This is a genomic window from Leucobacter sp. (assembly GCF_053528595.1).
In genome coordinates, this window is the sequence record NZ_JAIVPF010000052.1 from 1 (window position 1) to 13,795 (window position 13,795).

The following is a 13,795-nucleotide window of genomic DNA, read 5'->3' on the forward strand; positions in this document are numbered from 1 at the left end:
GGATCGCGAAGCCGTGCGACACAACTCCGAGATCTACCTCGAGTACACGCGGCACCACCGGGACGCGACGCGCGGCTGAACCGCCGATGTGCGAACGGGCGCCGCTCATGCACTATGATCGGTGAGGTGCCACGGCACACCCGAGCTGTTCGCAGCGCGGGGCTGTAGCTCAATGGTAGAGCCCCAGTCTTCCAAACTGGTTACGCGGGTTCGATTCCCGTCAGCCCCTCCACTTCGACAGGCCCCGGCTTCGCCCGGGGCCTGTTCTCGTTCCGGGGCATCCGGCTCTACTCTGCGAGCAGGCGCGCGACCTCGTCGTCTTGCACCTGGGTGAAGTCGTCGTAGAACTGGCCGACGGCCATGAAGCCGGGTGGCGCCGCGAGGCAGACGACCTCGTCGGCCGCCTCGAACGCGGCCAGCACGTCCGGCGCCGCGACGGGAACCGCCAGGACCACCCGCTCCGCGCCGCCGGCCCGGGCGATCCGGCACCCCACGGCGGCGGTCGCGCCGGTCGCCATCCCGTCGTCGACGACGATCGCCGTGCGCCCGGCGAGCGCCACCGGCGGGCGTCCCGCCCGGAACCGCGCGACGCGCTGCGCGACCTCGGCGCGCTCCCTCGCCTCGCTGCGGCGCAGCTCCCGTTCGGGAATGCGGGCCGACGCGATGACGTCCCGGTTCAGCACGATGGCGTCGCCCTCCCCGACGGCGCCCATCGCCACCTCCTCGTGCCCGGGCACCCCGAGCTTGCGCACCACCAGCACGTCGAGCGGCGCGCCGATGGCGCGCGCGACCTGCGAGGCCACGGGAACGCCGCCGCGGGGGAGTCCGAGCACCACGGGCCGGTCGAACGGAGGCGCGCCCGCCAGGCGCTCGCCCAGCAGCCGGCCCGCCTCGACTCTGTTCTGAAAGCTCCGCATCATTCTTCCGCCTCTCCTTCCCGGTCTAGCCGCCCGGGGGCGCCTCGTCAAGGGGTGCGGCGCCCGTCTCCACCCGCCTCAGTCCGCGCGCTCGGATCCGATCCGCTTCCGGGCGCTGCGTCCGGGCCGCGCTCTCGCGCTCTGCTTCCGTATTCTGCTTCCGCCACGCGCTTCGCGCTCTGCTTCCGCCATGCGCTTCCGCCCGGCCGCGCCCCGTGGGATCATCGAGGCCGGAACTCCATGCACGGGACCGGGATCGGAGGACGACGATGGGATCGTTGATCTACTCCATGCTGCTGTCCGCGGACGGCTACGCCGTCGACGCGGAGGGCGACTTCAGCTGGGGCGCCGTGGACGAGGAGCTGCACCGCTTCGCGGCCGAGCTCGGAGAATCGGTCGGCACCTATCTCTACGGCCGACGGATGTACGAGACCATGGTCTACTGGGAGACCGCCGACGCGGAGCCCGGGCAGCCGGAGTTCATCGCCGACTACGCCCGCGAGTGGCGCGAACGCGACAAGATCGTCTTCTCGACGACGCTGGATCGCCCGCGGAGCGCACGCACGACGATCCGGCGCGCGTTCGATCCGGACGAGATACTCGCCCTGAAGCGCGACCTCGATCACGATCTCACCGTGGACGGCCCGACCCTGGCCTCCCAGGCCCTGCGCGCCGGGCTGGTCGACGAGATCCATCTGCTGATGGCGCCGGTGATCGTGGGCGGCGGCCTGCGGTTCTTCCCCGACGGACTCCGAGCCGAGCTCGAGCTGCTCGAGCAGCGCGCCTTCGGCGGCGGAACCGCCTTCCTCCGCTACCGCGTCGGGGGCCGCCCGGGCTGAGCCGTGCCCGGGGAGGGGCGCCGCGCGGGTGCATCTTTCCGGGGAGTTTCGGCTAGACTTGCTCGGGTTGCGCGCTTCCGCGCGCGCCGACTGCGAAACCTGCGGGTTCCGGGGCGTAGCTCAGCTTGGCTAGAGCGCCCGCTTTGGGAGCGGGAGGTCGCAGGTTCGAATCCTGTCGCCCCGACCAGGGCCATCCGGTCCGATACGCAGCACGACACTCCGACGATGAGAGGCCAAATTGCCCAAGACGACCGCTGAGAAGCTCACTCCGACCCGCGCCAAGCTGAGCGTCGAGGTCACGCTCGACGAACTGGAGCCCTACCTCAAGCAGGCGTACCAGACGATCGCCGATCAGGTCTCGATCCCCGGCTTCCGCAAGGGCAAGGTCCCGGCCCCGATCATCGACCAGAGGATCGGCCGCGAGGCCGTCATCCAGGAGGCGGTCAACGCCTCGCTCGACGACTTCTACCAGTCGGCGCTCGAAGAGGCCGAGGAGCGCCCGATGGGCCGCCCGACCGCCGATGTCGAGCAGTGGCCCGACGCCAAGGATCCGAAGAGCGCCCTCGTGCTGGCCTTCGAGGTCGAGGTGCGCCCCGAGTTCGAGCTGCCCAAGTACGACGGGCTCAAGCTCACCGTCGACAACGTGCAGATCGACGAGGACGCGGTCGAGGCCGAGCTCACCAAGCTGCGCGAGCGCTTCGGCACCCTGGTGACCGTCGAGCGCCCCGCCAAGCACGGCGACTTCGTCGAGCTCGACCTCGTCGCCAAGATCGATGGCAACGAGGTGGATCAGGCCAGCGGCGTCTCCTACGAGATCGGCGCGGGCAACCTGCTCGAGGGCACCGACGAGGCGATCGAGACCCTCACCGCCGGTGAGTCGACCACCTTCACCTCGCAGCTGCTCGGCGGCGAGCACGAGGGTCAGGACGCGGAGGTCGAGGTCACCCTCACCGCGGTCAAGGAGCGCGAGCTGCCCGAGGCGGACGACGAGTTCGCCCAGCTGGCCAGCGAGTTCGACACCATCGCGGAGCTGCGCGACAGCCTCAAGGATCAGGTCGCCCGCGCCTCGGTCTTCGCCCAGGGCCAGCAGGCCCGGGATCTCTTCACCGAGACCCTCATCGAGCAGGCCGGCATTCCCGTCTCGGAGGAGCTCGTCGAGGACGAGGTGCACCGGCACCTCGAGGGCGAGGGGCGCCTCGAGGACGACGAGCACCGCGCCGAGGTGCGCAAGTCGGCCGAGCAGCAGATCCAGCTGCAGCTGCTCCTCGACGCGATCGTCGAGGCCGAGGGCGTGACCCCGACCCAGAACGAGCTCTCGCAGTACATCTTCCAGTCGGCCCAGCAGTACGGCATGGAGCCCACGCAGTTCCTCCAGGCGATCAGCCAGGGCAACCAGATGGGCGTCATCCTGGGTGAGGTCACCCGCAACAAGGCGCTCGCGATCGCGCTCGCCAAGGCCGAGGTGGTGGACCAGGACGGCAACTCGGTCGACCTGAGCGAGTTCACCGCGGTCGACAGCGAGGACGAGGCGGAGGCCGAGGTCGTCGAGGAGGCCGAGGAGATCGTCGAGGAGGCCGAGGCCGCAGAGGCAGCCGAGACGTCCGCCGAGGATGCCGAGGCCGCGAAGAAGGCCGCCCGCTCCGCCGCCGCGAAGAAGGCCGCCGCGACCCGCGCCGCCAAGAAGGCCGAGGCCGAGGCCCGGTCCGCCGAGTAGTCGCGCCGCCGCAGGCACGCGCGGCGTCTCCCGCGAGGATCCCCCCGCCCCGAGTCGATCGGGCCGGGGGGATCCTGCTGTCCGCGCCCCGCTCCGCTGCAACGCCGTGGGCGAACACGGCGGTTTCGGGACCGGCGAGTCGATACCCTCGAATCAAGCAACAACGAATGGAGCGCCGAATGGCAGAACAGACGCCACCGAACAGCGTGTTCGATCGCCTGCTGAAGGACCGGATCATCTGGCTCGGTTCCGAGGTGCGCGACGAGAACGCGAACGAGATCTGCGCGAAGATCCTGCTGCTCGCAGCCGAGGATCCCGAGGCCGATATCTACCTCTACATCAACTCGCCCGGCGGCTCGATCACCGCGGGCATGGCCATCTACGACACCATGTCGTTCGTGCCCAACGACATCGTCACGGTGGGCATCGGCATGGCGGCGTCGATGGGGCAGTTCCTGCTCACCGCCGGCACCCGGGGCAAGCGCTACATCACCCCGAACGCCCGCGTGCTGCTGCACCAGCCGCACGGCGGCTTCGGCGGCACCGCGAGCGACATCCAGACGCAGGCCGAGCTCATCGTCTCGATGAAGAACCGCCTCGCCGAGATCACGGCGGCGCAGACCGGCAAGACGGTCGAGCAGATCAACGAGGACGGCGACCGCGACCGGTGGTTCTCGGCCGAGGAGGCGCTCGAGTACGGATTCGTCGACTTCATCCGCGACTCCGCGAGCGACGTGGTCGGCGGCGGCGGTACGAGCAAGTAGGCGAGAGAGAGTGGATCGAGTTCCGATGAACATTGCAATGCCCAGCGCCCGTTACGTGCTGCCCTCCTTCGAGGAGCGCACCGCGTACGGCTACAAGCGCCAGGATCCCTACGCCAAGCTCTTCGAGGATCGCATCATCTTCCTCGGCGTGCAGGTGGACGACGCCTCGGCCGACGACGTGATGGCCCAGCTGCTGGTGCTCGAGAGCCAGGATCCCGAGCGCGACATCACCATGTACATCAATTCGCCGGGCGGCTCGTTCACCGCGATGACGGCGATCTACGACACGATGCAGTACATCCGCCCGCACGTGCAGACGGTGTGCCTCGGGCAGGCGGCGTCCGCCGCTGCCGTGCTGCTGGCCGGCGGCACCCCGGGCAAGCGCCTCGCGCTGCCGAACGCGCGCGTGCTGATCCACCAGCCCTCCACGGGGCAGGCCGGGCACGGGCAGGCGTCCGACATCGAGATCCAGGCCCGCGAGATCCTGCGCATGCGCGAGTGGCTCGAGGAGACGCTCTCGAAGCACTCCAAGCGCACGGTCGAGGAGGTCAACCGCGACATCGATCGCGACAAGATCCTCAGCGCGCAGGAGGCCCTCGAGTACGGTCTCGTCGACCAGGTGCTGACCAGCCGCAAGAACCCCCAGCCGGTGCTGCCGCAGTAGCGCATCGGGCCCCGACGGTACGCCGTCGGGGCCCGCGGCGTGCCGCCGGTGATTGTCAGTGGCGCCCGCTAGTCTCGTAGAGAGTCGTATTCCGTACGAGTGTGAAGGAGCCTCCGCATGGCGAAGATCGGCGAAAGCAGCGAGCTGCTCAAGTGCTCCTTCTGCGGCAAGTCGCAGAAGCAGGTGCAGCAGCTCATCGCCGGCCCTCAGATCTACATCTGCGACGAGTGCGTGGCGCTCTGCAACGAGATCATCGAGGAGCGCCTGTCCGAGCATCAGACCAGCGAGTCATCGGACTTCACCCTGCACAAGCCTCGCGAGATCGCCGATTTCCTCGACCAGTACGTGATCGGTCAGGATCGAGCCAAGCAGTCGCTCGCGGTCGCCGTGTACAACCACTACAAGCGGGTGCGGGCCGCATCCGTCCTCACCAGCGCCGATGTCGCGTCGGAGCAGGTGGAGATCGCCAAGTCCAACATCCTGCTCATCGGTCCCACCGGTTGCGGCAAGACCTATCTGGCGCAGTCCCTCGCCCGTCAGCTCGGCGTGCCCTTCGCGGTCGCCGACGCCACGGCCCTCACCGAGGCCGGCTACGTGGGCGAGGACGTCGAGAACATCCTGCTCAAGCTGCTGCAGGCCGCCGACTTCGATGTGCAGCGCGCCGAGACCGGCATCATCTACATCGACGAGATCGACAAGATCTCCCGGAAGGCCGAGAACCCCTCGATCACCCGCGATGTCTCGGGCGAGGGCGTGCAGCAGGCGCTGCTCAAGATCCTCGAGGGCACCGTGGCGTCGATCCCGCCCCAGGGCGGCCGGAAGCACCCGAACCAGGAGTTCATCCAGCTCGACACCACCAACATCCTCTTCATCGTCGCCGGCGCATTCGCGGGCCTCGAGGAGATCATCGGATCCCGCCTGGGCAAGGGCGGGATCGGCTTCGGCTCGCCGGTCGCGAGCAAGCGCAACGACGAGGAGCTGTTCGCCGCGGTGCAGCCCGAGGATCTGCACAAGTTCGGTCTCATCCCCGAGTTCATCGGCCGGCTCCCGGTGGTCGCGACGGTCGACCCCCTCGACGTCGAAGCGCTGACGCGCATCCTCACCGAGCCGCGCAACGCGCTCGTCAAGCAGTACCAGCGCATGTTCGAGCTCGACGGCGTCGGCCTCGAGTTCGAGGCGGCGGCGCTCGAGGCGATCGCGGAGCAGGCGGTGGCACGGAAGACGGGCGCCCGCGGCCTGCGCGCGATCCTCGAGAACCTGCTCGGCCCCGTCATGTTCGAGGTGCCCTCGGCCGGTGACGTCGCGAAGGTCGTGGTCACCCGCGAGTCGGTGCTGGGGGAGTCGGCCCCGCTCGTGCTCGAGTCGCGTCGCGGGGAGCGCGAGAGCGCCTGACGGGCTCGGGCGGATGAGCCCGCGCACCAATCTTTGCTCGAGGTGGCGAAAGGAGATAAGCTTTTCAGGGGTGGGATTTACATGGGTTAAGCAGAACCTGTGAAGTTCACATCTTTTTTAGTCATCTCGCTTGTTTCAGTATTCTCATTTCTGCCAGCGAGCACCTCGCAAACTCTCGCTCCCCAAATATGGCCTTCCGGGGACGCTCATGTGGTGACTGTGATCGGGAGCGAGACTATTGACGTCTCTCGGAAGCAGGCCGGAGCTCCCTCGCTCGTTGTACCTTATCTCAGCACCGAAAGCCATATGCAGTGCATGGTATGGGGAACTCGAAATGGAAACTTGCGACCTATAAGGTCAAGGACCATGGCGCATTCAGCGGCAACGTGAAGCTTCTTTGCGGTACGAGTAAGGGGTCAGGCTATCGTCACATCAACTACCGTCACAAGAAGGACTGGTTCAAGAAACTCAACTGGAAGAAGAACGAGACTGAGGCCAACTGGGATCTGTTCATGAAGAGTTCTGTGAAGGCCATCCTGAGGGCCCCTCTGAGCGTCTACACGCAGAAGGACAGCAAGCGTTGCTATCAGTCGACGGTCACGCAGAAGTACATCAAGAAGGGAAAGTGGTGGATCAGCGCACCTGGAAGGCTGCCGTAGTGCTTTCCAAGAACCACAAGACAATCATTACTGCGTACCCGGGGAGTTGTGGCCGATGAGCGACTCACCCGCAGAGCGCACTGCCGCCATCACCTTCGCATCCGACTACGGAGCTTTCCCGCTGTGGTGCTATGACAGCGATGGCGACGTCGTAGATTTCGATGAGCGGCTAGTCACAGGAGAACTTCTTCAGCGAATCAACGCCTGGAACGATGTCTTTCAGACTCAGTACGACCCGGAGCAGGGATGGTCGGGTGTTGAGAGATGCCGCCAGCAGTACGTGTCGGGGTCGGAGATATTCAGCGCATTGCAGGAAGAAGTGGCGCCCCATGTCTCGGTGAGCTACGACTTCTGGGAAACAGCGGTCAACGGCACGGACTATGATCTAGAGGCAATCGCAGGGAAGAAGGACAGCTAGCCCGTCCGCTCGATGTCGTAGCTGAGCAGCACGCTGCCGTCGGACTGCGGCAGCGTCAGCGCGTCGACCACGAGGCGCTGATTGCTCAGCGTCGCCGACACCCCGCCCTCGGGGGTGGCGGCCGAGTCCGCGACGCTGAAGCCGTTCGAGCTGATCACGGTCTGCCACCGGGTATCGGCCTCGCGCGCGTCGGCGGCGCGCAGCACGAGGAACCAGCCGCCCGAGGCCCGCTCGCCGACGTCGTCGATCACGGCTCCCGAGCCGATGACGAAGTCCCCGCTCGGGAACGACGACGGGATCTCGGTGTGCTTGGGAGTGCCGCCCTCCGGCTCCCGCTCCGGCCAGCTGTCCTCACCCGTCGCGTCGCTCGCCGCGCGCGGCTTCCCCTCGCCCGAGGCCGAAGCGCCCGCACCGCTCTCGCTGCTCCCGGTTCCGTCGGCGCCCGCCGAGCTCGCCGAATCGGCGCCGGCCGCCGTGGAGGAGCCGTTCTGGGACGTCGGGGTCGGAGTCGCGTCGCCCCCGCCATCGGTCTCGGGCGCGCACCCGGTCGCGCCGAGCGCGCATCCCAGCAGCAGTGCCGCGCCGATGGCCGCCCGCTGCGCGGCTCGCTCGCCGAATCGGATCCCGTGCGCCATATCGTCCCCTTCGAATCGCCGCGGTCAGCTCAGCCAGTCGTCCTCATCGGTATCGTCCTCGTCGGTAGCGGGATCTCCGGTACCGGGATCCCCGTCCGCCGGGATGGCCTCGACCACCACACTACCCGTCCCGTCCGCGGTCACGAGCGCGACGGGCTCGAGACCCGCTCCGCCGAGCAGGCAGCGCGGCCGGCCCTCCAGCCAGGTGAGCGTCCAGGAGTCCGCCTCCGGGTGAGCGGCCTCCTGCGCGGCGATCGCCGGGTGCAGCTCCGGGGGCACGCCGCGGTGCGGGGGAGTCCCCGCCGCCCAGCGCGCCCCCAGCTGCATCTCAGGCCTCCGTCTGCTCGAGACGGATCTCGGCGACGGTCACCGCGTCGACGTCGGCGGCCTCGATGCGCAGTTCGGCGATGCGGCCCACGGCCGCGAGGTCGTCGGCCGCCAGGGCGATCCGGTCGCGCACCGCGGCGGGCGCGTGCACCACGGCCAGCTCGACCGGGGTGCGCTGCGACGCCTTGGCGGCCGTCTTCGCGCCGCGCACGCCGATGAGGGCGCCGCCGACGAGACCCAGCAGGCCCGCGTCGGCCTCGGCGCCGGCGAGATCCGCCGCCTCGGCGGCCACCGGCCACGCGGCGCGGTGCACCGAGCCTTCGCCGAACCACGACCACACCTCTTCGGTCGCGTAGGGCAGGAACGGCGCGAGCAGCCGCACGAAGGCCGAGAGCGCGGTGCGCAGGGCCGTCACGGCGGAGGCCTGCGGCTGCCCCGCGGCATTGTGCGCGCGCTCCTTCACGAGCTCCAGGTAGTCGTCGCAGAAGGTCCAGAAGAACGACTCGGTGATCTCGAGTGCACGCTGGTGGTCGTAGGCGTCGAAGGCGCGCGTGGCGTCCTCGATCACCTGCGCGAGCGAGGCGAGCATCGAGCGGTCGAGCGCCTCGGTCACGGCGCCGGCGCCCGAGGCGTCGAACGACAGCGTGAACTTGGCGGCGTTGAGCAGCTTGATGGCCAGGCGCCGGCCGATCTTGATCTGCGTCGGGTTCTGCGGGTCGAAGGCCGCGTCGGTGCCGAGCTTGGCGGAGGCAGCCCAGTAGCGCACCGCATCGGAGCCGTGCTGCGCGAGGAGGCCCGCGGGGGTGACGACGTTGCCCTTCGACTTCGACATCTTCTTCCGGTCGGGGTCGAGGATCCAGCCCGAGATGCCCGCATTCCGCCACGGCAGTCGACCGGACTCGAGCTCGGAGCGCAGCAGCGTCGAGAACAGCCAGGTGCGGATGATGTCCTGCCCCTGCGGGCGCAGGCTGTACGGGTAGACCAGATCGAAGAGCTCGGGATCGCGCTCCCAGCCGCCCGCGAGCTGGGGGGTGAGCGACGAGGTGGCCCAGGTGTCCATCACGTCGACCTCGCCCTGGAAGCCGCCGGGCACGCCGCGCTGATCCTCGACGTAGCCCGCGGGCACGTCGCTCGACGGGTCGACGGGCAGCTGGTCCTCGGCGGGGAGGATCGGCCGGTCGAACACCGGGTTGCCCTCGGCGTCGAGCGGATACCAGACGGGGATCGGCACGCCGAAGAAGCGCTGGCGCGAGATGAGCCAGTCGCCCGAGAGCCCCTCGACCCAGTTCTCGTAGCGCACCCGCATGAAGTCGGGATGCCAGTCGAGCTCGCGACCGTGCGCGAGGAGGCGCTCGCGCAGCTCCTCATCCCGTGCGCCGTTCGTGATGTACCACTGACGGGTCGAGACGATCTCGAGCGGCTTGTCGCCCTTCTCGAAGAACTTCACGGGGTGACTGATCTTGCGGATCTCGCCCACGAGCTCGCCCGAGGCCTGCAGAGCCTCGACCACGGTCTGCTTCGCGCTGAACACCGTCTTGCCGGCGATCTGCGCGTACGCGTCGCGGCCCCGCTCGGAGACGATCGCCTCGGGGGACTCGGCGATGACGCGACCGTCGAAGCCGAGGATCGCGCGGTTGGGGAGGTCGAGCTCGCGCCACCAGATCACGTCGGTGACGTCGCCGAAGGTGCAGATCATCGCGATGCCGGTGCCCTTGTCCTGCTGCGCGAGGTGGTGGGCCACGATCGGCACCTCCACGTCGAAGAGGGGGGTGCGCACGGTGGTGCCGAAGAGCGGCCGGTAGCGCTCGTCGTCCGGATGCGCGACGAGCGCCACGCACGCCGCGAGCAGTTCGGGGCGGGTGGTGTCGATGAGGATGTCGCCCGAGCCGTCGCTCTTGTGGAAGGCGAGGGTGTGATATGCGCTGGGCTGCTCGCGGTCCTCGAGCTCGGCCTGGGCCACCGCGGTGCGGAAGGTCACGTCCCACAGCGTGGGGGCCTGCGCCTGGTACGCCTCGCCGCGCTCGACGTTGCGGATGAACGCGAGCTGCGAGGCGCGCAGCGACTCCTCGCCGATCGTGCGGTAGGTCTGCTTCCAGTCGACCGAGAGTCCCAGCGTGCGCCACAGATCCTCGAACTGCTTCTCGTCCTCGACCGTCAGGCGCTCGCACAGCTCGATGAAGTTGCGGCGCGAGATGGGCTGCTGGTCCGCGGCCTTGATGCTCTTGCCGTCACCGCCCTCGTGCGGGGGCACGAAGCCGTCGACGTAGGGGAGCGAGGGATCGCAGCGCACACCGTAGTAGTTCTGCACGCGGCGCTCGGTGGGCAGCCCGTTGTCGTCCCAGCCCATGGGGTAGAAGACCCGCTTGCCCCGCATGCGCTGATAGCGGGCCACGGTGTCGGTGTGCGTGTAGGAGAAGACGTGGCCCACGTGCAGCGATCCCGAGGCCGTGGGTGGCGGGGTGTCGATGCTGTAGACCTCGTCGGCCGTCGCGCCCTCACGCGGGAAGGCGTAGGTGCCCGTCTCCTCCCAGATCGCTCCCCACTTCGCTTCGAGACCCTCGAGGGCCGGCTTGTCGGGGATCGCGCTCATGGTGGGACTCCGTTTTCGCTATGGGCGGCACCGCGTGGTCGAGCCTGCGGGACTCTGCCGAGCCCGCGGGGTTCTGGTGCCTGATGGTCAACCCGCCCAGTCTATCGTCCTTCCCGCTCCGCCCCCTCCGGCAGCACGACCGTTTCCCAGCCCGCGAGATCGCGCAGCATGCCGCGGTCGTGCGTGGACACGACGACCGCGGCGGGCGAGTGGACGAGCGCCTCCGTGAGCTCGTCGATCAGGGGGATCGAGAGGTGGTTGGTGGGCTCGTCGAGGATGAGCACGTCCGGCTGCGCGAGCAGCGCGAGAGCGAGATCCAGCCTCCGCTGCTGTCCGATCGAGAGCTCCCGCACCGGTCTCGCGCGCTCCGCGGCGTCGAGCAGGCCGAGCGAGGAGAGCGGGGCGATGCGCGACTCCCGCAGCTCGCCGCGCGCGACGAGCCGGTCGGCCCGCCTGCGATAGAGGCCCGCGGCGGTGGCGGACCCGGAATCCCGGAAGCCCGACTCCTGGGCGAGCGCCGCGATCCGCGCCCCGTCCCGGCGCAGCACACGGCCCGCGGACGGCTCCAGCGCGCCCGAGAGGACGCCCAGCAGCGTGGACTTGCCCGCGCCGTTCGGGCCCCGCACCAGCAGGCGATCGCCCGCTCCGAGCGCGCAGCCGACGGAGATGATCAGCCGAGGTGCGAGCGAGACGCGCTCCGCCGCGAGCAGCACGCCCCGCAGCGCGACCCGGTACTCGGGCGCCGCGAGCCGCAGCGGCGGCTCCGGCACCTCGAGGGCGTGCGCCTCGAGGTCGGCCTGGCGGCGCTTCACGCTCTGCACCGCGCTCGGGGCCCGGGTCGCCCGCTGGTGCTTCCCCGTACCCTTGGGAGGCCTCCAGCCGCTCACCAGTCGCTGCTGCTGCGCGAGGAGATCGTCGCGCAGGCGGGCCTCCGTGTCGCGCTGCTCGGCGAAGGCCTGCTCCCAGCGCGCCCGATCGGCGCGCTTGCCCGAGACCCAGCCGTCGTACCCGCCGCCGTGCACGCGCGGCGAGCCGTCGATGCTCGGGTCGAGGTCGACGAAGGTCTCGGCGATGTCCCGCAGCAGTCCGCGGTCGTGGCTCACCAGGGCGAAGCCGCCGGGACGGCCGCGCAGTCCGGCGGTGAGGAAGTCGAGGGCCGCCGCGTCGAGGTGATTGGTCGGCTCGTCGAGCAGCAGCAGCTCGGCGTCGCCCCCGAGCAGGCAGGCGAGGCGCACGCGGTAGCGCTGGCCGACGGAGAGCTCGCGCAGCGGCCGGGCACGATCGGTCTCGGCGTCGAGCGCCTCGAGGGCGACGGTGATGCGGCGCTCTGCGTCCCACGCGTCGAGGCGGGTGGCGACGTCGAGCACGGTCGCGTAGGCGTGCTCGGCCTGTGCGGCCTGCGCGGCGCCTCCGCCGGCCGCCAGCGCGATGGCGGCGGCGTCGAGCGCCGCCAGCGCGTCGAGCGAGTCCCGGATGGCGAAGGCGACGGCCTCGCCGACCGTGCGCTCGTCGTCGGCGGGCATCTCCTGCTCGGCGACCTCGATCCGGCCGTGCCGGGTCAGGGCCCCGGCCGAGGGTCCGAGGAGGCCGGCGAGCGCGGCGAGCAGCGTGGACTTGCCGCGTCCGTTCTCGCCCACGACGGCGATGCGCGATCCCTCGCGCACGGTCAGGTTCAGGTCGCGGATCACGGGGCGACCGCCCCGTTCGATGGTCAGGTCGCGCGCGGTGATCTGGGCGCGCGGGTGTCGCGAGGACGAGTGGTGCATGACGTTCTCTCTGCATCTGGCACCGGGTGCGGCGGATCGCCGCACGGCAGCGGTGCGTTGAACGGGTCTCGGGTCGAGGGCCGTTCTCAGATGTAGAAGTAATGCGTATGCACGCCTTCACGATACCAGGTCGCGGGGGCCTGGCCGGGGAGACGGCGAGGCCCCCGCCGAGTCGGCGGGGGCCTCGCGTGGGGCGCGGAGCGGAGGACCGGGCGTCAGGCGGTCAGCGACGCGACGTACTCCTGGTTCTCGGCGGCCCACTCGGCGACGATCTCCTCGTACTTCGAGGGGTCGGTGTTCTCGTTGAACATCTCGTTCTCCAGCGAGTGCAGCAGCTCCGAGTCCATCGTGAACGCCTGCAGCCACGCGGCGACCTCGGGGAAGTCCTCCGCGAAGGTCGCGCTGCCGTAGCTGTAGAGGCTCTCGGCGTCCCCCAGCGTGCCCTCCGGATCCTCGAGGTCCTTGATGGGGAAGGCGTCGTAGGCCCAGTGCGGGCGCCACAGGGTGACCGCGACGTTCTCGCCCGCCTCGGTCGCCGCCTGCAGCTCGGCGAGCATGGCGGGGGTCGAGGAGGTCGTGTACTCCAGGCCCTCGAGGCCGTAGGCGGGGATCACGGCCTCGGTCGTGGCCTCGGTGAGGCCCGCCCCCGGCTCGATGCCGACGAGCCGGTCGCCGAACAGGTCCGCTTTGTCGGCGAGCTCGTCCAGCGAGTCGATCGGCGCGTCCTCGTTCACCGCGATGGTGAGCTTCGCCTCGTCGTTCCAGGCCCCGAGCTCGGTGATGCGGTCGCCGAACTCCTCGAGGTAGGAGCGGTGGGTGAGCGGCAGCCACACGTCGAAGGTCACGTCGTAGTCGCCCTCGGCGACCCCGAGGAAGACGGCGCCCGGATCGGCCTCGTTGAGATTGACCTCGTACCCCTCATCCTCGAGCACGTGCTTCCACAGGTGGCTGACGGCGATGGCCTCGTCCCAGTTGAAGAGGCCGACCTCGATCGTCCCCTTCGAGTCGGGGGCATCGCCCGAGGTGCAACCCGTCAGTGCCAGGGCCGCGGCCGCTCCGGCGGCGATGGCGCCGGTCAGAAAGCGCTTGTTCATGGTGTTCCCTTCCTCG

13 protein-coding genes and 2 tRNA genes are annotated in these 13,795 nt (G+C 69.5%); 9 read left to right on the top strand and 6 right to left on the bottom strand.

What is annotated here, in order from left to right:
* Window positions 1-158: 158 nt before the first annotated feature.
* A tRNA-Gly gene (locus ACWKZU_RS10320) sits at window positions 159-232 on the top strand.
* 55 nt (window positions 233-287) lie between these two features.
* On the opposite strand, the gene ACWKZU_RS10325 is transcribed toward ACWKZU_RS10320, so the two are convergent.
* Window positions 288-920: a phosphoribosyltransferase gene (locus tag ACWKZU_RS10325; protein ID WP_449282239.1), complete on the bottom strand. Its 633-nt coding sequence runs from the start codon at window positions 918-920 to the stop codon at window positions 288-290.
* A gap of 266 nt (window positions 921-1,186) precedes the next feature.
* Between ACWKZU_RS10325 and ACWKZU_RS10330 the strand changes: the two genes are divergently transcribed.
* The 8 genes from ACWKZU_RS10330 (at window position 1,187) to ACWKZU_RS10365 (ending at window position 7,367) form a co-directional block, all read left to right on the top strand.
* On the top strand, window positions 1,187-1,756 hold the full coding sequence (locus ACWKZU_RS10330; RefSeq protein WP_449282240.1) for a dihydrofolate reductase family protein: 570 nt from the start codon (window positions 1,187-1,189) through the stop codon (window positions 1,754-1,756).
* A gap of 109 nt (window positions 1,757-1,865) precedes the next feature.
* A tRNA-Pro gene (locus ACWKZU_RS10335) sits at window positions 1,866-1,943 on the top strand.
* Between the two features lie 51 nt (window positions 1,944-1,994).
* Window positions 1,995-3,470, top strand: coding sequence for a trigger factor (gene tig / locus ACWKZU_RS10340; RefSeq protein WP_449282241.1), 1,476 nt, complete (start codon window positions 1,995-1,997; stop codon window positions 3,468-3,470).
* Window positions 3,471-3,637: 167 nt separating this feature from the next.
* A complete protein-coding gene (locus tag ACWKZU_RS10345; RefSeq protein WP_449282242.1) occupies window positions 3,638-4,234 on the top strand; it encodes an ATP-dependent Clp protease proteolytic subunit in 597 nt (198 codons plus the stop codon).
* A 25-nt stretch (window positions 4,235-4,259) separates the two neighbouring features.
* Window positions 4,260-4,898, top strand: a complete 639-nt coding sequence (locus ACWKZU_RS10350; RefSeq protein WP_053384023.1) for an ATP-dependent Clp protease proteolytic subunit — start codon at window positions 4,260-4,262, stop codon at window positions 4,896-4,898.
* A gap of 117 nt (window positions 4,899-5,015) precedes the next feature.
* A complete protein-coding gene (gene clpX / locus ACWKZU_RS10355) occupies window positions 5,016-6,290 on the top strand; it encodes an ATP-dependent Clp protease ATP-binding subunit ClpX (RefSeq protein ID WP_449282243.1) in 1,275 nt (424 codons plus the stop codon).
* Window positions 6,291-6,610: 320 nt separating this feature from the next.
* Complete coding sequence (locus tag ACWKZU_RS10360; protein WP_449282244.1) at window positions 6,611-6,949, top strand: hypothetical protein; 339 nt, start codon at window positions 6,611-6,613, stop codon at window positions 6,947-6,949.
* A 55-nt stretch (window positions 6,950-7,004) separates the two neighbouring features.
* The gene (locus ACWKZU_RS10365) at window positions 7,005-7,367 is read left to right on the top strand and encodes a hypothetical protein (protein ID WP_449282245.1); all 363 of its coding nucleotides are present in this window, start codon (window positions 7,005-7,007) and stop codon (window positions 7,365-7,367) included.
* On the opposite strand, the gene ACWKZU_RS10370 is transcribed toward ACWKZU_RS10365, so the two are convergent.
* From ACWKZU_RS10370 to ACWKZU_RS10390, 5 genes are all read right to left on the bottom strand, one after another.
* A complete protein-coding gene (locus tag ACWKZU_RS10370; protein ID WP_449282246.1) occupies window positions 7,364-8,002 on the bottom strand; it encodes a hypothetical protein in 639 nt (212 codons plus the stop codon). The two genes, ACWKZU_RS10365 and ACWKZU_RS10370, sit on opposite strands and share 4 nt — an antisense overlap.
* Before the next feature lie 24 nt (window positions 8,003-8,026).
* Window positions 8,027-8,329 (bottom strand): Fe-S oxidoreductase, encoded by a 303-nt coding sequence (locus tag ACWKZU_RS10375; protein ID WP_449282247.1) that lies wholly within the window; start codon window positions 8,327-8,329, stop codon window positions 8,027-8,029.
* Window position 8,330: 1 nt separating this feature from the next.
* Entirely contained in the window at window positions 8,331-10,919 is a 2,589-nt protein-coding gene (valS, locus tag ACWKZU_RS10380; protein WP_449282248.1) for a valine--tRNA ligase, read from the bottom strand.
* A 101-nt stretch (window positions 10,920-11,020) separates the two neighbouring features.
* Window positions 11,021-12,685 (bottom strand): ATP-binding cassette domain-containing protein, encoded by a 1,665-nt coding sequence (locus tag ACWKZU_RS10385; protein WP_449282249.1) that lies wholly within the window; start codon window positions 12,683-12,685, stop codon window positions 11,021-11,023.
* Window positions 12,686-12,900: 215 nt separating this feature from the next.
* Entirely contained in the window at window positions 12,901-13,779 is an 879-nt protein-coding gene (locus tag ACWKZU_RS10390) for a glycine betaine ABC transporter substrate-binding protein (RefSeq protein WP_449282250.1), read from the bottom strand.
* Window positions 13,780-13,795 lie beyond the last annotated feature (16 nt).

Excerpts from the sequence above, each read along its gene's own strand:
- ACWKZU_RS10365 (WP_449282245.1), top strand. The coding sequence starts at position 7,005 with ATGAGCGACTCACCCGCAGAGCGCACTGCCGCCATCACCTTCGCATCC.
- ACWKZU_RS10360 (WP_449282244.1), top strand. The coding sequence starts at position 6,611 with ATGGGGAACTCGAAATGGAAACTTGCGACCTATAAGGTCAAGGACCAT.
- valS (WP_449282248.1), bottom strand. The coding sequence starts at position 10,919 with ATGAGCGCGATCCCCGACAAGCCGGCCCTCGAGGGTCTCGAAGCGAAG.
- clpX (WP_449282243.1), top strand. The coding sequence starts at position 5,016 with ATGGCGAAGATCGGCGAAAGCAGCGAGCTGCTCAAGTGCTCCTTCTGC.
- ACWKZU_RS10375 (WP_449282247.1), bottom strand. The coding sequence starts at position 8,329 with ATGCAGCTGGGGGCGCGCTGGGCGGCGGGGACTCCCCCGCACCGCGGC.
- ACWKZU_RS10330 (WP_449282240.1), top strand. The coding sequence starts at position 1,187 with ATGGGATCGTTGATCTACTCCATGCTGCTGTCCGCGGACGGCTACGCC.
- ACWKZU_RS10345 (WP_449282242.1), top strand. The coding sequence starts at position 3,638 with ATGGAGCGCCGAATGGCAGAACAGACGCCACCGAACAGCGTGTTCGAT.
- ACWKZU_RS10385 (WP_449282249.1), bottom strand. The coding sequence starts at position 12,685 with ATGCACCACTCGTCCTCGCGACACCCGCGCGCCCAGATCACCGCGCGC.
- ACWKZU_RS10390 (WP_449282250.1), bottom strand. The coding sequence starts at position 13,779 with ATGAACAAGCGCTTTCTGACCGGCGCCATCGCCGCCGGAGCGGCCGCG.
- ACWKZU_RS10370 (WP_449282246.1), bottom strand. The coding sequence starts at position 8,002 with ATGGCGCACGGGATCCGATTCGGCGAGCGAGCCGCGCAGCGGGCGGCC.
- ACWKZU_RS10350 (WP_053384023.1), top strand. The coding sequence starts at position 4,260 with ATGAACATTGCAATGCCCAGCGCCCGTTACGTGCTGCCCTCCTTCGAG.
- ACWKZU_RS10325 (WP_449282239.1), bottom strand. The coding sequence starts at position 920 with ATGATGCGGAGCTTTCAGAACAGAGTCGAGGCGGGCCGGCTGCTGGGC.